Raw genomic sequence first — 17258 nt, 5'->3', positions numbered from 1 at the left:
GCTGCGCGGCCGCTCGTCGGCAAAAACGCTATTCGGGAAACGGCAGGCTCTGCTGTCCGACTGCGCGCATGTCGAACACGTTTAGCGTCATCGCGACCAGCGCGTAGTAGCCGAGCAGGCCGACCAGGTTGATCACGACCTGATGCCCGAAACGCCCGACCGCCTGGGCATACGTCGCGTCCGACACGCGCTTTGTCTCGTACAGTTCGCTCGCGAAGTCGTAGATCAGCGCGTCGTCGGCATCGGCGAACTCGGGGCGGCGTCCGTGGCGGATCGCCTCGGCGTCCGCAACGCCCACGCCCGCCTGCAGCGCGATCGGATAGTGGATGTACCACTCCGCCTGCGCCTGCCAGCGCGAAGCGGTCACCAGAATCGCGAGTTCCGACAGCCGCAGCGGCAGCCCGGTCTGGTAGCGGCAAAACGCGCCGAGGCGCTGCGCATGCTGCGCGAGTTCCGGGCTATGAATCCAGCCGAGGAACGGCCCGTTCAGGTTGCCGCGCGGGCCGGACAGGATTTCGTCGAGCACCGCCTTCTGCTCGGGCGTGGCGGTGGACATGTCGAAGTGAGGCAAGCGCTCGGTCATCATCGTTCTCGCTAAGGGCAATGGTTTGGATAGCTTAGACGGCGGCGAGCGACGCGCCGATCGCATCGTTGAGACGGCTGACGATTTCGTCGATGTCGCGCTCCGTGCAGATGAACGGCGGTGCGAGCAGCACGTGGTCGCCGCTCTTGCCATCGACGGTCCCGCCCATCGGATACACCATCAGCCCGCGCGCGAACGCTTCGCGCTTGATCGTTGCGTGCAGTTTCAGTTTGGCGTCGAACGGCTCTTTGGTAACGCGATCCTTCACGAGTTCGACGCCGACGAACAAGCCGCGCCCACGCACGTCGCCGATATGCGCATGCTGCGCATAGTGCTCGCGCAACCGGCCACGCAACTGCTCGCCACGCGCCTGCACGTTCGCCAGCAGATTGTCTTGCGCGATCACGCGCTGCACTTCGAGCGCGGCCGCGCACGCGGTCGCATGGCCGATATAGGTATGACCATGCTGGAAGAAGCCAGAGCCGCCGACGATCGTCTGATAGATGCGGTCGCTGACCAAGGTCGCGCCGATCGGCTGATACCCCGCGCCAAGGCCCTTGGCGATGGTCAGCATATCGGGCGCCACGCCGTCTTCGTCGCACGCGAACAGGTACCCGGTGCGGCCCATGCCCGACATGATCTCGTCGAGAATCAGCAGCACGCCGTAGCGGTCACACACCGCGCGGATTTTGCGAAAGTATTCGCGCACCGGCGGCACCGCGCCCGCCGTGGCGCCGACCACCGTTTCCGCGACGAATGCCGCGACCGTGTCCGCGCCGAGTTCGAGAATCTTCTGCTCGAGTTCATCGGCCAGCCGCTGCGCGAACGCTTCTTCGGTTTCGTCCGCGTGCTGTTCGCGATACGCGTAGCACGGGCTCACGTGATGCGCTTCGATCAGGATCGGCAGGAACGGCTCGCGGCGCCATGCATTGCCGCCGATCGCGAGCGCGCCGAGCGTGTTGCCGTGATAGCTCTGCCGACGCGCGATGAAATGACGCCGCTGCGTCTCGCCCTTCTCGACGAAATACTGACGCGCGAGCTTGAGCGCCGCCTCGATCGCCTCCGAGCCGCCCGACACGAAGTACACGTGCTCGAGTCCGGCCGGCGCGCTCGCGACAAGCCGGTCGGCCAGTTCCTCGGCCGGCTCCGTCGTAAAGAACGACGTATGCGCGTACGGCAGCTGTTGCGCTTGCCGCTTGATCGCGTCGATCACGCGCTGGTTGCTGTGGCCGAGGCACGACACGGCGGCGCCGCCCGATGCGTCGATATAGCGCTTGCCCGTGGAGTCGATGATTTCGATGCCGTCGCCCGCGACGGCCACCGGCAAGGGCTGCTTCGGAGAACGATGAAAAACGTTGGTCATGATGTTCAGCTCCTGCTGATGGAGGTGCGGACTGAAGCGCGGGCCGGCTCGGGCGTCGCGCGCGCGATGCAAGTGTTGAACACGCATTGCCGCTGGCGATACGCCTTCATCGACACGCCCGCACTGCCGGTGTCGAACGGCGCGGGCGCTCAGGTGTTTTCGTCGTCGGAATCGTGCGGATCGTCGCTGCATCGACGCCACGGGCCGCACCGATATTCAACAATCGGTACGTATTTATACGCCTATACAACATTTGTTGTCAAACGTTGTTGAACGACGCCAGCTGCAGCGTGGCGTGCGTCACGCCATCGTTCAAGGCACGTACGCGCCCTTCGCGTGCAACGATTGTTCGGCGAGCGCGAGCTGCTCGAGCGCATCCGCGCCTTCGAGCGCGAGCAGATGTGCGACCAGCGCTTCGCTGATCGCGGTGGCGGCCACCAGCGACGGAAAGAACGACGGGCTTTCGTGCGAGAAGGTCAGCACCTTGTCGGCGTTCAGTGCGATCGGCGACACAGCGCTGTCGGTGATGGCGATCAGCTTGCTGCCTTTTTCGAGCGCGGCCTCGGCGACACGCGCGGCTTCGACCGAATACGGCGCGAAACTGATGACGATGGTCGCGCTGTCGCGCTCGATCGTGCGCAGCTGCATTTCGAGCGTGCCGGCCTCGCCGTTGAGCAGCGACACCGACGGACGAAACAGCCGGTAGCCATAGACGAGGCCGAACGCCACCGGGTAACACGAGCGGAAGCCCGCCACGTGCACGTGCGGCGCGCGCCGCAACACCCGCGCGGCCTCGACGATCACGCGGCCGTTATGCGCAGCGGTCGTTTCGAGATTGTGCTGCTGCGCGACGAGCAGGTCGTTCGCGAGCGCATCTTTCGATTTGACCATCGAGCGCGCCCGGCTCGTCAGCGGCTCGGGCCGCGTGCGCACGCGCGCGACGAACAGATCGCGCAATTCGTTCCAGCCGGGGAAACCCAGTTGCTGCGACAGCCGCACCAGCGACGCCGGCTGCACCTGCGCGCGCTCGGCCACCTTGCGCATCGACGACACCGCGACCTCGTCGGGATGATCGAGCAGGAAGCCCGCTCCCATCTGGAACTGCGGGCTCAGTTCGGGGAAGCGTGCCCGAATCAGGGCGACGAGCTGATCGAAGCTGTCTGGCATGTTGGGTGGCGCGGCGCCGGGCGTGAGAGATGACAACAAATGTTACCACCGGGTAGCAGTGTTTCAACGGTGCGAAGACGCTCTGATGCCCTTACGTGACCCTGAAGTGACCCGGGATTGTCGACGCATCCGACAGGCCGCCATCCACCACGAATTCGGCGCCGGTTGTGAATGAGGAGTCGTCGCTCGCCAGGAACAGGACGGCCTTCGCGATTTCCGTGGCCTCGCCGAAGCGCTTGAGCAGCACCGATGCCTGGATAGCAGCGGCCGTTTCCGACAGCTGGCCATCCGACAGACCGAGCTTCGTATGAAACGGCGTGGCAATCGGCCCCGGGCTGACTGCGTTGACGCGAATACCGCGCGGTGGAGCTCCGCACCGAGTGAGCGGACCAGCGAGCGAATCGCTGCCTTGGTGGCCGACGAGATCGACAGCCCGGGTGTACCGACCGCATTCAGGAACGACGTGGTGGCGACGATGCTTCCGCCGTGGGGGATGAGTGGCGCCGCCTTCTGAATGGTCAGCAACAGACCCGTGAAATTGAGCGCGAACTGGTCGTTGATCGATGTTTGCGACCCATCAACTCACTTCACCAGCACTTCACGATGGGCGTCGACGAAGTCAGCCATGCTGTTGAAGCGGAAGTCGATGTTCGGCTGCGAGCCCGGGTCCATCGTCGCGCCAAAGCCCGGCTGCGAATGACGCCGGTAAATCCAGCACGACGCCAGCCCGAACTCGTTCGCGGGCTTGTGGTCATGGAAAAGACTTTCTGCCGTATGAAGGATTTTTGCCTTCCTGATGCCCCGCTGATCGAGCTTCTGAAGCATGTACTCGAAGTTGCGCGGCGACGGCTTGTAGGAGCCGACGTCCTCCGCCGTGATGATCGCGTCGAACTGAACCTGCAGCCTGGTGTTGCTGTGGGCGAAACTTTCGTTGTCGACGTTCGACAGGATGATCAGCTTGTAGTGCAGCTTCAGATATTGCAGCGCGGCTGCAGAATCGGGGAATGCCGGCCAGTTTCTGATCGATCGGCCGTACGCCACGCATTCTTCGTGGGTAGAGGGCAGGCCCCACTCCTCTGCCATGCGCTTATACACGATGGACAGCAGTTCCTGATAGCGCTTCGCGGGCGTGAATTTCTGCTGCGACGACTCGTGGCGAGCGTGGGCTTCCAGCACCTGGTCACGCGTGAGCGGCGTGCTGGCTCGCTCCAGCAGAGGCTTCAGGGCTTCGAAGATGCCACTCTCCCAGTCGATCAAGGTGCCGTAGCAGTCAAAAGTCAGTGCATCGAAATCGGTCAGTTTCACGACTCCTCCTGTTAGATGTCCATGATGAAGACCACAATGGATTGAGCAACCGCCGCAATCAGAACTTTAATGCAGCAGCGAAGCGACAGCTTCACTTCCGTTGTCCGCTCGCATTGGCTCACCAACCCTGGCGTTTTCCCGAATGCGATCCGACGACGAAGCGGAGCTAATCTGGTCACCCCCGGTCCAACACCTGGAGACTTTATGCGACCCGTCGTCATGGCAATGGCTGTCCTAACAGCCGCCGGCATGTCCGCATCCGTCAACGCTCAATCGGTGGTCGCCCTCGGTCACTCCGCTCCGCTCACGGGCCCGCAGGCGCCGAACGGAAAGGACAACGAGAACGGCGCCCGCCTCGCTATCGACGAACTCAACAAGAGCGGTGTCACGGTAGCTGGCCAGAAGGTAACGTTCAAACTGGACTCCGAAGACGACCAGGCAGACCCGAAGATCGGCGTTCAAGTCGCGCAGAAACTCGTCGACAGCGGCGTGATCGCCGTGCTGGGTCCGTACAACTCGGGTGTGGCGATTCCGGCGTCGCGCGTCTATAACACGGGCGGCGTGCCGATGCTGCCGGTTGCGTCCAATCCGGCGCTGACGAAGCAAGGCTTCAAGAACATCTTCCGTATCGGCGCGAGCGACGAGCAGCTCGGCGGGACGATGGGCCAGTTTGCGGCCAAGACATTGAAGGCCAAGACCGCCGCGGTGATCGACGATCGCACGGCCTACGGGCAGGGCGTGGCCGAGCAGTTCATCAAAGAGGCCAAGGCAAACGGAATTCAGATCGTGGACCAACAGTTCACGAACTCGTCGGCGACTGACTTCCTCGGCATTCTGACCAGCATCAAGGCCAAAAATCCGGATGTCGTCTTCTTTGGCGGATACGCTGCTCAAGGCGCGCCGATGGCCAGGCAGATGCGCGCACGCGGACTGCGTGCCAAGCTGCTTGGCGGCGATGGCATTTGCTCGGCCGACATGGGTAAGGTCGCCGGTGACGCGGCCTCCATCGTGTATTGCGCCCAGGGCGGCATTGCGCTCGACAAAACCCCAGCCGGCCGTGAGTTTCTGCAGAAATACAAAGCCGCCTTCAACACCGACACGCAGGTCTATGCGGTCAGCTATTACGACGGTGTAAAGCTGCTCGCCGATGCGATGGTCAAAGCGGGCACCACGACCGACAAGGCAAAGCTCACCGCCCAGTTGGCACAGACCAACTATAAGGGCGTAGCAGGCACCTACTCGTTCGATGAAAACGGCGATCTGAAGGGCGCACCCACGACCGTCTATGTGATCAGAAACGGCCTTCCGGTGCCGTACGGGCAGTAACGTTCAATCGAGTCACCCCCTACACGGCCATGAAAATCACTCGCACTATTTCGACGGTCGAGGTTCATACCGGCGGCGAAGCGTTCCGTATCGTTACGAGCGGCCTGCCTCGTGTTCCCGGCGACACCATCGTCAAGCGTCGCGCGTGGCTGAAAGAGAACGCCGACGACATTCGCACCGCACTGATGTTGGAACCGCGTGGTCATGCGGACATGTACGGCGGATACCTGACCGAACCCGTTACTCCCACGGCAGACTTCGGGATCATCTTCGTCCACAACGAGGGTTATAGCGACCACTGCGGACACGGCGTTATCGCGTTGTCCACCGCGGCGGTCGAGTTGGGCTGGGTTCAGCGCCAGATTCCGCAGACGCGCGTTGGCATCGACGCTCCGTGTGGTTTCATCGAGGCCTTCGTGCAATGGGATGGCGAACACGCCGGCAACGTACGTTTCGTGAACGTTCCGTCGTTCATCTGGAAGCGGGATGTCACGGTTCAGACGCCGTCGTTTGGCACCGTCAAGGGTGACATCGCCTTCGGTGGTGCCTTCTACTTCTATACGGACGGTGCGCCGCACGGTCTTCCAGTCCGCGAGTCTTCTGTCGAGGAACTCATCAAGTTTGGCGCCGAGGTCAAAAAAGCTGCAAACGACGCGTACCCGGTCGAGCATCCGGACATCCCGGAAATCAATCACATCTACGGGACCATCATTGCCAACGCGCCACGGCACGAAGGCTCGACGCAAGCCAACTGTTGCGTGTTCGCCGACCGTGAAGTGGACCGTTCGCCCACCGGCTCAGGGACCGGCGGACGCGTCGCGCAACTCTATCTGCGCGGCGAACTGGCCATGAACGAGACGCTCGTCAACGAGTCCATCATCGGCACGGTCTTCAAGGGGCGTGTACTCAGCGAGACGACCGTCGGCGACTTCAAGGCGGTCATCCCCGAGGTCGAGGGCAACGCCTACGTTTACGGCTTCGCAACCTGGATCGTGGACGAGCGTGACCCGCTAACGTACGGCTTCCTCGTCCGATAATCGGCTCAAGCTCTCCTCCGGTTCCGAAGCGCGAAGAACAAGCCAGCTCCGAGCGCGACGAGCAGGATCACGATCAGGCCGCCACCCAGTCCGGCCATGCCGGTCATGCTGGTGGTTGCACCGGGCGCCGCCGAGGCAGCCAGCGGCGCGGAAGCCTCTGGCGCGACCGGCTGCGGAAGCGCTACACCGGCGGCACTGCCTTGACGCACCAGAGAAGCCTCCGATGTCGGCAAGGCCTGGGACGCCTGCGACACTTCAGGCGCGGACGCGACAGCAGGCGCTTCCGGATGGGGTCCGACAGGCGCCATCGCGGTTTCCGAAGGCGCCACGACCGACGCGGACGCCTGAGGACCCGCTTCGAGCGAGCGCGCCATCGTCTTCCACTTATCGAACACGCCATCCACGCAGTGCACATCGATACAGGCGTTGCGCGCGTGCCGCCACTGCGCCAGTTGCGCGGACGACAGTTTGCCGCTGCCGAGCAGTGCCTGTTGCTGCGCGAAGATGTCGTCGTATTCGTTGTTCAGGATCGCGTGATCGCAAATGACGCGCTCAGCGGGTTGCTGTGTGGTTGCACACTGAATGTCGTTCGCCGACGCCGCGGTCGAACCCAACGCCGCCAGGGATAGCAGCAATACTCCAATACGTCGTGCCAAGTGCACCCGTCCTCCGAGAATGTGAGCGTCAAAGTCGAGGCACCACGATGAATCCGCCCGACTCGTCACCGTATGTATCGACTCTGCCTTCCAGCAGATAACGTGCCGCCAACGCGCATAGCGCCGCGTCGACATCGTCGATCGATGTCAGCGGCGCTGTCGCGATGCCTTCCCGTTCGAGAATCGCCCGGCGCTGCGGGCCTTTTTGTTTCGCGGACGCGACGTCCGTGCCGAGAAAAGCGCACGTGATCGCGTGAGGAAACGTTTCGAAGCACACGCGATCCGTGACTTTTTCACCGCCGCCGAACAGCGCAAAGTGCGCGGCGAATGCGTCGTAGATGCGCTCGCCGTTGAACATCCATCCATAGAAGCCGCTTTTGCTGGCCGCCGCCAGTTCGCGAGCCGGTGTCGCGAACGAAAAGATGCGCTGCCGCGCGAGTGCCTTCTCGGCCAGCCTTCCCGCGGCGCCCGTTCGCCAACGACAGGGCGCATCGATGCCCACCGCCGCCACCTCGTGCGCGCGGCACCGCTCGAGCATCTGTTCGGGGCTCGCGTTGCCGAGTTTGCACAGCATCCGGGTGCCGCGCAGGATGACCAGATGGTTGCCCTTGCGGTCCCCGCCAATATCGATGCCCGCTACCGTCGGCGGCGTCAAAGCAGCGCCACCACCCTCACATCGCCCTGCTCCGCCGACGCCACCACCTTCTCGCCGATCCGGCGGAACGTGATCGACACCGACGCATCCCCGACCCGCAGATCGCTGACTTCGAGCCAGTCGATACCTTCTGGCAGCATCGGCTGTTCGATCAGCACTTCGCGGCGCTCGGCGTCGATCGTGATGCCCAGACACGACTCGAGCATCATGAACGGCGAGCCCGCCGCCCATGCCTGCGGCAAACATGCGACCGGATAGGCCGTGGGCGGCTCGCCGCGGCGGCGCGGGAAGCCGCAGAACAGTTCCGGCAAGCGCATGTCGAAATTGACCGCGGCCTCGAACAGCGCCTGCAGCAGTTTCACGGCCGACGCCTTGGCGCCGTAGCGCGACAGCCCGCGCGCGCATAGCGCGTTGTCATGCGGCCAAACCGAGCCGTTGTGATACGCCATCGGATTGAAGCGCGCCTGGCTCGCCGCCAGCGTGCGCACGCCCCAGCCGGTGTGGAACAGCGTCGAGTCGAGCGCGCGCACCAACGCTTCGCCGCGCTCGCGCGTGGGCAGGCCGAACGCCAGCAGATGCCCCGCGTTCGATGCCATCACGCGACACAGCTCGCCATGACCGTCGAGCGCGATGCCGTAAAAGCCGACCTCATCCATCCAGTACTTTTCTTCGACGCAGCGACGGATCTTCTTCGCGCGCTCCGCATACTGCGCGGCCGCGTCACGCAGACCGCGCAGCTTCGCGAAGCGCGCCATCGTATCGAACGCGGCGCTCGCATAGGCCTGCACTTCGACGAGCGCGATCGGGCCGTCGGGGAAGCGCCCGTCCGCATGAAACACCGAGTCGTGACTATCTTTCCAGCCCTGATTCGCGAGCCCGCCATCCGATTCGCGCTGGTAGTCGAGCAGTCCGTACCGGTTCTTGTCGCACACGCCTGCGACCCACTGCGCCGCGCGTTCGAGCGCGGGCCACAACTCGTCGATCAACGAGACGTCGCCGGTGCGGGCCGCATAGGCGCCGGCCAGCACGATGAACAGCGGCGTGGTGTCGACCCCGCCGTAGTACAGCGCGAACGGCACTTCGCCGGCCGCGGCCATTTCGCCCTTGCGCATCTCGTGCATGATCTTGCCCGGCGCGGCGTCGCGAAACGGCGAGTTCTCGCGCGCCTGATGCTCGGCGAGAAAGCGCAGCACGCCAGCCGCGAGATGCGGCTGCAGCCACAGCGTTTGCAGCGACGTGATCACCGCGTCGCGGCCGAACGGGGTCGAAAACCATGGGATGCCCGCATACGGGTACGGGCCGGTCGCGAGATCCGTGGTCAGCAGTTCGAGGTCGGCGAACGAGCGGTCGATCCATGCGTTGAACAGCGGGTTGCTCGAACGCACGCGCGCGCTCGCGCGGCGCCGCTCGCGCATCACCAGATGGGCATCCACCAGGGCCGCGCGTACCGCCGCACGGCCGACGCGCGGGCGTTCCGCGTCGATCTGCGACATATGCGCTTCGCTCAGCGCGTGCACCGGCTGCGACACGTCGGCGCCTGGCTTGCTGGTCATCGGAACCACGTGCACGGCCACCGACAGGTAGATCGACACGCACGCCTGCGCGGGCAGCGTGACGGTGTAGTCGGCGCGGTCGGCGAACAGCTTGTCCGGCTGCGGCGAGAACGCGATCTGCACGTTGCGCGCGACGTCGTCGAGACCGACATAGCCGAGCAGCACCTCCTGATTCTCGACACGCGCGGGCTGCACGCGACCCTGCTTGTCGCGCTTCAGGCCGCGCACTTCGAACATGTCGCGGAAATCGCTGGAAAACGAAATCGACAGCGGCACGGTCGCATCACGCGTGCCGTAATTCGTGAGCTCGATCGCCTCGTTGAGCACGGTGCCCGACAGCACGCGCACACGCTGGACGTGGATCACGCCTTCGGGCGTGCTGTCGCCACCGAGCGGCGGCAGCGGGCGGTTGGTCAGATGCGCGGTAAACGTGGCGTTGTCGCTGCTGACGCTGCCCGACAGCAGCGACGGCGCGCGGCCGCCGAAGGTCAGGCGCAGTTGCGACATCACGCGCGTGTCGTTGACGAACAGGCCGTCGTCGTGGCCGGTGATATCGCCGAGCGGATCGTTGACGATGAAGGTGTCGCCCGACTTGAGCACGTGCTGCGTGGCGCTCGCGACGTTGAGGTTTTCCGTCGGGATGAAGACGCCGTCCTGCTCGGGATCGCGATGATCGACGCCGCCCGAGTGGGTCAGCCCGCCGAGGGCTTCTGGCTGCTGTTTCAAGGTCGCTCCTATGAATTCGCTGCTGCGTTCAGTTGCACTTCGGGTCTCGCCTCGGAATTGCCGCCGGGCCGGCCGGCTTGGCCGCCCCCCGGTTGGCCGGCCCCGGTTGGCTGGCCAGCCCATCCGATTGTAGAGGCTCTGAGGGCGTGAGACGAAGTTATCGCGTAGGAGTTTCGGCTTTTTGCGCCATTTTTTGACGCCGTTTTCGGTGGCACAGGACGTGCAGGCGGGATGCGCGGAACGCAAAAACCCACGGCCTCGTGAGCCGTGGGTTCGGGACCGTCGTTAAACGCTTTGTTGGGCGTCTATCCGGCCTGTTACCGCTTTGCGACAGGTTTCGCCTCGCGCAGCGTCTCGCCGATGAACAGCTGACGCGGACGGCCAATCTTCTGCTCGGGATCGGCGATCATTTCGTTCCACTGCGCGATCCAGCCCACCGTGCGTGCCATCGCGAAGATGCACGTGAACATCGACGTCGGAATGCCCAGCGCGCGCTGCACGATACCCGAGTAGAAGTCGACGTTCGGGTACAGCTTGCGCGACACGAAATAATCGTCTTCGAGCGCGATCTTTTCGAGTTCCATCGCGAGCTTGAACAGCGGGTCGTCGTGCAGGCCCAGTTCTTCGAGCACTTCGTGGCAGGTTTCGCGCATCAGCTTCGCGCGCGGGTCGTAGTTCTTGTACACGCGGTGGCCGAAGCCCATCAGCTTCACGCCCGAGTTCTTGTCCTTCACCTGCTTGATGAACTCAGGAATGTTGTCGACCGAGCCGATTTCTTCCAGCATGTTCAGCGCGGCTTCGTTCGCGCCGCCGTGCGCCGGGCCCCACAGACACGCGATACCCGCCGCGATACACGCGAACGGATTCGCGCCCGACGAACCGGCGAGACGCACGGTCGACGTCGACGCGTTCTGCTCGTGGTCCGCGTGCAGGATCAGGATGCGGTCGAGCGCGCGCACCAGCACGTCGTTGACCTTGTACTCCTCGGCCGGGTTCGCGAACATCATGCGCATGAAGTTCGCGCTGTACGACAGATCGTTCTTCGGATACACGAACGGTTGATCGATGCTGTACTTGTACGCCATTGCCACCAGCGTGGGCAGCTTCGCGATCATGCGGATCGCCGATAGATCGCGATGCTGCTGGCTCGTGATGTCGAGCGAATCGTGATAGAACGCCGACAGCGCGCCGACTGCGGCAACCAGAATCGCCATCGGGTGCGCGTCGCGACGGAAGCCGCGGAAGAAGAAGTGCATCTGCTCGTGCACCATCGTGTGCTGCTTGACGGTGTTCTCGAACTCGGCTTTCTGCTGTGCGTTCGGTAGTTCGCCCTTCAGCAGCAGGTAGCAGGTTTCGAGGAAGTCGGCGTTCTGCGCGAGGTTGTCGATCGAATAGCCGCGGTACAGCAGTTCGCCCTTGTCGCCGTCGATATACGTAATTTCGGAGTTGCACGCCGCCGTCGACATGAAACCCGGGTCGTACGTAAATTTGCCGGTCTGGCCGTACAGCTTGCGGATGTCGATCACGTCGGGGCCCAGCGAGCCCTTATAGATCGGCAGATCGATGGTCTGGTCGCTGTCGGAAAAGCTCAGCGTTGCGTGTGACTTCGAGTTCATCTACGTGTTCCTTTTGCTTGATACCGCAGTCGTACCGGCATGCATCGCGGTCGTACGGCGAGGCGCGACGGCGGCGCTCTCGAACCAGTACAGGCATGCTCAGGTTCCGCTGCGCATTCTACGGGCCGGCGTGTCGTTGATTGCGTCGATTGCTCGCAACAGACCATCTCCGCGTGCGCAACATTCGTTGTTGGCATGGGGCGCTGGCATCGCGCTGCCGATGAAAGTTGTTCGAAAGTCGGAACACCAGCTGCAACAATGTTTTGCTGCCAGCAGACTGCGTCGGGCTGGGTCCGTCTGCGATACTCGGTGTGTGCATTGATGCTTGCGGCCCGCGATTCGAAGCGGGCTTTTTTGATCACACAGAAACGCAGGACGAATACAAATGAATGCCTCTCTCGAAACGCTGTTTCCGGATCATGTCCATACCGAAGGCCACACGGTCACCGCGCTGAATCACCAGGACATCGTCGTCGCGTTGTCGGCGGCGCTGAAGACGCAGGACGTCGCGGTGCTGCATATGCTCTATCCGCGCACCGACGCGCGCACGCATCGCAGTCTCGACACGCTCGTCGACGTGCTGCATGGACACGGCCTGCATGAAGTCGCGGATCTGATCGCGCGGGAAGCGCACTATCTGCTGTTCACGGACCCGGTGAAGGCGTGGAAGGTGTTCCACGAAATCCGCAACGATTCGCTCGCGATCGGCGTGCATCTGTACTATCACGGGCTCGTCGGCGAAGCGGCCGAACGCGCGCTCGACAAGGACGCGCATCGCAAGTCTTGATGCAGTCAACGGGCGATCGGCGGCGACGCGCGCCGGCCGATCGCCGTTGATCTTCTTCACTTCCTCAGCGCGCGCTCACCGCCTGAATGAATTCATCCACGTATCGATTGAACGCGGACGGATGCGCGAGGTTCATGCCGTGCGACGCACCGCGTACCGTTTCGCGGCGCGCATCGGGCAACCATGCCTGCAACGCCGTCACCGTGCGGTGGAACATGTCGGGACTTTTCTCGCCGTCGATCAGCAGCACCGGGCAGTGCAGGTCGGCCGCGTCCTCGGGCACGTAGGCGGGTAGCGGATCGCGGAATTGCCGCGCGAGCGTGTGCGCGTTGTCGGTCGCCATGCGGCGGAAGCCCGGTGTGCTCATCGCCCAGAAGCCGGGACGGCTCACCGAATCGACGAACAGTTGCAAGCCTGCTTCGACCTCGCCGCTTTCTATCAGTTGAGCCGCTTTCGCGCGCAATGCGTTGACCGGCTCCGGCAAGCTCGCGGGCGGACGCCCGGCGATCTGCAGCGGGCCGCCCGGATCGGCGAGCGTCAGCGTACGCACGTGTTCGGGATGGCGTCGCGCGCAATGATAGGCGACACAACCGCCGCGCGAATGCCCGACCACATGCGCGGGCCCGGCGTCGAAACCAGCGATGAACTCCGCCACTTCATCGGCGTGGCTGCTCCAGCTGAACGGCAGGTCCGCCGCACTGTCGGTGACTGGCCAGTAATGCGTGAGACTGACCGCGATGCAGCGATAGCGCTTTGACAGACCGGCCAGTTGCGGTTGCCAGTAGCGGTAGTCGCACAACGAGCCGTGCACGAACAGCAGCGGTTCGCCGTCGCCGGCCTCGATGTAAGGCATGCGCAAGCCGCTACGTAGTTCGATGAAGGATGGCGATGACGACAGCGACGAAGCGGAGACGGATTGATTCACGGGTGGTATGGGCGGCGCGACGTCGGCACGCGAATGCGTGCGGAGCCGGCAATGAGAGCTTTGGGAAATGGGGTACCGGCGTCCATCAAAATGGGAAGCCATGTGTATTGTCACATAAGCGTTGGCGACGCGTCGGGCGGCATCGATCCATCCACGCGTGGCGACATGCGGATTATTCGCGTTAAGAACACTTCATCAGTTGGGCCATGCGGACACCATGGCATCAAATGCCAACATTGCCGCGCGTGAAGACATGCCAGAGGACATGGAATCGTCCACGCGCCGGCGACAGATGCACTACTCGCTCAGGAGGCGCTGTATCTCGTCAAGGAAGGAGGTAGTCGTGTAACCATCTACCTCGTAACGAAATCCGCGACGGAACCATTTTTGGAATGCGGCTTCCAGATCATTCTCGTTCGGGTGCTCGCTCCTGAACGAGGCTAATTCTCGGATCAAATTTCGATGCCAGTAAGATTCATTTCTTTTGTAGCTTGAGATAATTTCCGGGACGGTATTTCCAAAAAGGTCGAAGTCCTGGCCGAAATAGGTAGTGAATATATGCTCCATCGCAGTATAGCGCTCTGATAAATCCATTTCTTTCTCAATCAACGTAAGCGGTAAAGACGTAATAGGGCATTCCATTATAGGTTTCGTACTTCAGCGTGACAAAAACCTTGTTTTTTCGAGTAAGTTTTCCAGTTTCCCTAGCTATTCCGTAACCAATGTCACCGGAAACGACTTTGGTGACTGTGATCGTGGTATTTGGGGATGCAGTCTGAGACCATTGCCTGATTCTTGCCGCGTGGGCGTGCAGTGTTTCCGAAATGGCGCGTTCGGCCTGTTCAAGGTTCGTAAACGACGATACCACGTCTCTTTTGGGTTCGCGTTTCAGCCGGTCCCTGAGCCATGCCTCATCTTTTCCGACATGCTTCACGATGGTGTGTCCACCCACTCCGCGAAGCATCTTTGCCTCATGTTCAATCAGCCTGATCCGGCCCATTGTGACACTGGCCGCGCGTGCTGCTTTGATCGAGCCAGCAAAGCCGAATGGCACGGCCATATCGCTGACAGGCCGATGTTGTTCGCCATGTCGGGACTGGCTTTCATCGCCTCGGCCAACTTCGTCGTCCCTTGCTGGGTCAGCGTGGCAGTATCCCGGCCCGTCCAGATCTGACGCAGACCTGCCGCCGCCGTATCAGATCCATGCACGCCGAACACAACACATCCGGCCTTGCTCGTCATCGTCGGTTCCGGCAGCACACACAGAGCCCCCGCACCGATCATTTCAAGCACTCCGCCGACAACCTGCAAACCGCCCCATAGACGGTTGGAAAGCATCTCCGTGGGGCTGATCGACTGGCGGGCGAGCACCGCGGCCAGTTGCGGCGCACTGAGCACCACGCGCACGCCATCCGGATCCTGTTGATACGACATTCCGAACTCCTGTAGCTATTGGGACTGCCAAGCTAGCAGGCGACCATAGGGGCACGGAATGGGCGATGGATGATTTTAATGTCTCGTCGCGATCAACGAAATCGTAAATAGTTGTCAAAACGGGCTTATCCCGAATTAACGCGGTTGACCGTGGTCTGTTTCGATGGTTAATTCGCGAGGTATCGCCTGAAAACTCTTGAGGAGTGTAATGGAGCAACTTAAACAGCAAAGCAGTGGAACGGATTCGACCATCGAGGAAGAATGCGATCTTTGCCGTATGACCTATTCGATCTACTCAAACTTCCCGCCGATGCCGCACGCACAGGCCCTGAACGCCGAAACCGGCGAGTTCTTTCCATTTGACAGGGTCCGTAAGATGAAATCCGGCTACGCCATGGCCGAAGCGCTGGGTTACGCATGGGCGTGCAATTGTCGCGAGCGCTCACAGAAGCATTTCGACCAGCAGTTCACGCTGCGCGACAACGCTGGCCGTTCGCTTCCACAGACGCCCTATACGGTCCGCTTCCCGTCGGGCGAACTGAAACATGGTGTTACCGATCACGCAGGACGTACAGCCCGCCACAGAACACGCGACCGGCAGCAACTAGCCGTGTACCTTGGACACAGGGAGGCTTGATGTCGGCTATCTATTGCAGGTTCACAGGAACGCGCCGGGCGCTACAGTACAAACGGGACCCGATTGGTTCACATTTCGTTGGTCACAGGGGGCGTAATGCCTGATGCAATTGGAAGCGCACTAACAGACACAAACCCCCATTCGTGCGTTGACCTGCGTTGCGACAGGCGTGGCAAGCCGTGGACCGTCACCGAAAATCTGGTTCTGTTCACCGCGCAGTGGGAAGCATTTCGTGCACACCTTTACGATAATGATGGCGGCGGCCGGGGCGGAAATACCACGATCGGATACGGCCATTTGGTACATATGGGGCCGATCAATGGCTCCGCATCGGAGACTCCGTGGTTAGCGGGTGTCACGGTGCCTCAAGCCTTCGCGCTAATTCGTGAGGATATCAAGGTTGTAGAGCGCATAATAAATCAAAGGATTCTCCTTCCGCTTTATCAATACGAATATGACTCACTCGTCGATTTTGTCTATAACGTTCGGGGGCATACCAAGGAAAGCCTGCTGAATCTGGTAAACACTGGTCACTATGACAGAGTGCCCGCAAAATTATTGAAAAATACCCGTGCGAGTGGGGCTCACCCAGGCGGCTTACTGAAACGCCGACACGCTGAGGCAAAAATGTTCAGAGACGGAATCTACGATGCGAGTCACTAACGTCTTAGCCGCAACTCTCATTGGTTGCGTTTCGATTTCCGCATTTGCTGATGCGACCTGCGAAGCCAAGGCAAAGACGCGCGATGACTTTCTGGCCTGCACCAGGATTGATACGGATCGCGCGTTATCTGGAGCGACGCGTTTGTATCAGGCAATCAGGCCATTGACAAAAAGAGAAAAGCAAGTCGCGCTAGATCGGAATTTCAATATTTGGCAAAGTCGCCTCAAATCAGATTGCGATGTTTTAGGAAAAGCATTCAATGATTGGGGAGACGACTATTCGCCGGACACGGACTTTCAAATCGCAGAATGCCGTTTAAAGATATCAGCGCAAGAACTTGAGTTTTATAGTTGGCTCGCCTGTCCTGATGATATCGAGACTTCAGACAAGCCGAAATGTGCAGCGCTCGCGGAAGCCTTGGGGAAACGTAAATAGTAGATGCCCCGCTTCGGCGGGGCTTTTACCTTGGGCGCTTCGGCGTTGCAGATCGCGCGTCGTGTCACGCAACGAACCGGCACCATGCGGCCTTCGCGGCTACGCCATGGCCGAAGCGCTGCGTTACGCATGGGCGTGCAACTGCCGCGGACGCGCACCAAAACGGTTCAATGAGCAAGCTCAATCAGCACACTCTGGCGCGTTTGCTTCTTGAACTGCGCAGATACGCATGCGCCGATGCTTGCATCATCGGGCCGCGCGAGTGTTGTCGTCTGGGTCAATATCACGTGGCCGCGCTTTCGCACAAACGCGGAACTGTCGCGCTAGTGCACCTGTGATGCAATGAGGTGGAATGCAATTCGGCAGACAACCCAGCCCCCGCCCCCGCT

17 protein-coding genes and 2 pseudogenes are annotated in these 17258 nt (G+C 61.7%); 7 read left to right on the top strand and 12 right to left on the bottom strand.

Annotated features, from left to right (window positions below; all coding sequences use genetic code 11):
• Nucleotides 1-28: 28 nt before the first annotated feature.
• Together GCT19_RS32540 and GCT19_RS32535 are read right to left on the bottom strand one after the other, a co-directional pair.
• Nucleotides 29-583 carry a carboxymuconolactone decarboxylase family protein gene (locus GCT19_RS32540; RefSeq protein ID WP_152854250.1) on the bottom strand — a complete coding sequence of 185 codons (555 nt, stop codon included), beginning with the start codon at nucleotides 581-583 and terminating at the stop codon, nucleotides 29-31.
• Nucleotides 584-617: 34 nt separating this feature from the next.
• Nucleotides 618-1946 carry an aspartate aminotransferase family protein gene (locus GCT19_RS32535; protein ID WP_026229221.1) on the bottom strand — a complete coding sequence of 443 codons (1329 nt, stop codon included), beginning with the start codon at nucleotides 1944-1946 and terminating at the stop codon, nucleotides 618-620.
• Between GCT19_RS32535 and GCT19_RS32530 the strand changes: the two genes are divergently transcribed.
• Nucleotides 1929-2219, top strand: coding sequence for a hypothetical protein (locus GCT19_RS32530; RefSeq protein ID WP_152854214.1), 291 nt, complete (start codon nucleotides 1929-1931; stop codon nucleotides 2217-2219). The genes GCT19_RS32535 and GCT19_RS32530 overlap by 18 nt on opposite strands.
• Nucleotides 2220-2258: 39 nt before the next feature.
• On the opposite strand, the gene GCT19_RS32525 is transcribed toward GCT19_RS32530, so the two are convergent.
• The 3 genes and pseudogenes from GCT19_RS32525 to GCT19_RS32515 all read right to left on the bottom strand — a co-directional run bounded on the left by GCT19_RS32525 (nucleotide 2259) and on the right by GCT19_RS32515 (nucleotide 4418).
• On the bottom strand, nucleotides 2259-3113 hold the full coding sequence (locus tag GCT19_RS32525; RefSeq protein ID WP_152854249.1) for a MurR/RpiR family transcriptional regulator: 855 nt from the start codon (nucleotides 3111-3113) through the stop codon (nucleotides 2259-2261).
• Between the two features lie 91 nt (nucleotides 3114-3204).
• Nucleotides 3205-3638 (bottom strand): annotated as a pseudogene (locus GCT19_RS32520) (SDR family oxidoreductase).
• A gap of 57 nt (nucleotides 3639-3695) precedes the next feature.
• On the bottom strand, nucleotides 3696-4418 hold the full coding sequence (locus tag GCT19_RS32515; RefSeq protein WP_321576905.1) for a haloacid dehalogenase type II: 723 nt from the start codon (nucleotides 4416-4418) through the stop codon (nucleotides 3696-3698).
• A 204-nt stretch (nucleotides 4419-4622) separates the two neighbouring features.
• Here GCT19_RS32515 and GCT19_RS32510 point away from each other — a divergent pair, with 204 nt between their 5' ends.
• Both GCT19_RS32510 and lhpH read left to right on the top strand, forming a co-directional pair.
• Nucleotides 4623-5744 (top strand): branched-chain amino acid ABC transporter substrate-binding protein, encoded by a 1122-nt coding sequence (locus tag GCT19_RS32510; RefSeq protein ID WP_152854247.1) that lies wholly within the window; start codon nucleotides 4623-4625, stop codon nucleotides 5742-5744.
• Nucleotides 5745-5773: 29 nt separating this feature from the next.
• A complete protein-coding gene (gene lhpH, locus GCT19_RS32505; RefSeq protein ID WP_152854213.1) occupies nucleotides 5774-6781 on the top strand; it encodes a trans-3-hydroxy-L-proline dehydratase in 1008 nt (335 codons plus the stop codon).
• Between the two features lie 5 nt (nucleotides 6782-6786).
• Here the strand turns inward: lhpH and GCT19_RS32500 are convergent, their stop codons facing one another.
• The 4 genes from GCT19_RS32500 to gltA form a co-directional block, all read right to left on the bottom strand.
• On the bottom strand, nucleotides 6787-7443 hold the full coding sequence (locus GCT19_RS32500) for a hypothetical protein (RefSeq protein WP_026229223.1): 657 nt from the start codon (nucleotides 7441-7443) through the stop codon (nucleotides 6787-6789).
• Nucleotides 7444-7465: 22 nt separating this feature from the next.
• A complete protein-coding gene (locus GCT19_RS32495; protein ID WP_152854212.1) occupies nucleotides 7466-8092 on the bottom strand; it encodes a DUF429 domain-containing protein in 627 nt (208 codons plus the stop codon).
• A complete protein-coding gene (locus GCT19_RS32490; protein ID WP_152854211.1) occupies nucleotides 8089-10371 on the bottom strand; it encodes an amylo-alpha-1,6-glucosidase in 2283 nt (760 codons plus the stop codon). Before GCT19_RS32490 ends, GCT19_RS32495 begins: the two co-directional genes overlap by 4 nt.
• A gap of 317 nt (nucleotides 10372-10688) precedes the next feature.
• Complete coding sequence (gene gltA, locus GCT19_RS32485; RefSeq protein ID WP_152854210.1) at nucleotides 10689-11987, bottom strand: citrate synthase; 1299 nt, start codon at nucleotides 11985-11987, stop codon at nucleotides 10689-10691.
• Between the two features lie 385 nt (nucleotides 11988-12372).
• Here gltA and GCT19_RS32480 point away from each other — a divergent pair, with 385 nt between their 5' ends.
• Nucleotides 12373-12774, top strand: a complete 402-nt coding sequence (locus GCT19_RS32480) for a hypothetical protein (RefSeq protein WP_018436573.1) — start codon at nucleotides 12373-12375, stop codon at nucleotides 12772-12774.
• A gap of 64 nt (nucleotides 12775-12838) precedes the next feature.
• On the opposite strand, the gene GCT19_RS32475 is transcribed toward GCT19_RS32480, so the two are convergent.
• The 3 genes and pseudogenes from GCT19_RS32475 to GCT19_RS32465 all read right to left on the bottom strand — a co-directional run bounded on the left by GCT19_RS32475 (nucleotide 12839) and on the right by GCT19_RS32465 (nucleotide 15133).
• Nucleotides 12839-13699: an alpha/beta fold hydrolase gene (locus GCT19_RS32475; RefSeq protein WP_408582405.1), complete on the bottom strand. Its 861-nt coding sequence runs from the start codon at nucleotides 13697-13699 to the stop codon at nucleotides 12839-12841.
• Nucleotides 13700-13996: 297 nt separating this feature from the next.
• Nucleotides 13997-14293 carry a contact-dependent growth inhibition system immunity protein gene (locus tag GCT19_RS32470; RefSeq protein ID WP_152854209.1) on the bottom strand — a complete coding sequence of 99 codons (297 nt, stop codon included), beginning with the start codon at nucleotides 14291-14293 and terminating at the stop codon, nucleotides 13997-13999.
• A gap of 7 nt (nucleotides 14294-14300) precedes the next feature.
• Nucleotides 14301-15133 (bottom strand): annotated as a pseudogene (locus GCT19_RS32465) (RNase A-like domain-containing protein).
• Between the two features lie 208 nt (nucleotides 15134-15341).
• On the opposite strand from GCT19_RS32465, the gene GCT19_RS32460 reads away from it, so the two are divergent.
• The 3 genes from GCT19_RS32460 to GCT19_RS32450 all read left to right on the top strand — a co-directional run bounded on the left by GCT19_RS32460 (nucleotide 15342) and on the right by GCT19_RS32450 (nucleotide 16869).
• Nucleotides 15342-15770 carry a hypothetical protein gene (locus GCT19_RS32460; RefSeq protein ID WP_152854208.1) on the top strand — a complete coding sequence of 143 codons (429 nt, stop codon included), beginning with the start codon at nucleotides 15342-15344 and terminating at the stop codon, nucleotides 15768-15770.
• Between the two features lie 96 nt (nucleotides 15771-15866).
• Complete coding sequence (locus GCT19_RS32455) at nucleotides 15867-16433, top strand: glycoside hydrolase family protein (RefSeq protein ID WP_152854207.1); 567 nt, start codon at nucleotides 15867-15869, stop codon at nucleotides 16431-16433.
• Nucleotides 16420-16869, top strand: coding sequence for a hypothetical protein (locus GCT19_RS32450; protein ID WP_152854206.1), 450 nt, complete (start codon nucleotides 16420-16422; stop codon nucleotides 16867-16869). The genes GCT19_RS32455 and GCT19_RS32450 overlap by 14 nt, the downstream gene beginning before the upstream one ends.
• Nucleotides 16870-17258: the final 389 nt, after the last annotated feature.

This window comes from Paraburkholderia atlantica (assembly GCF_009362785.1).
GTDB lineage: Bacteria > Pseudomonadota > Gammaproteobacteria > Burkholderiales > Burkholderiaceae > Paraburkholderia > Paraburkholderia atlantica.
This window is presented reverse-complemented; position numbering and strand designations above follow the sequence as displayed.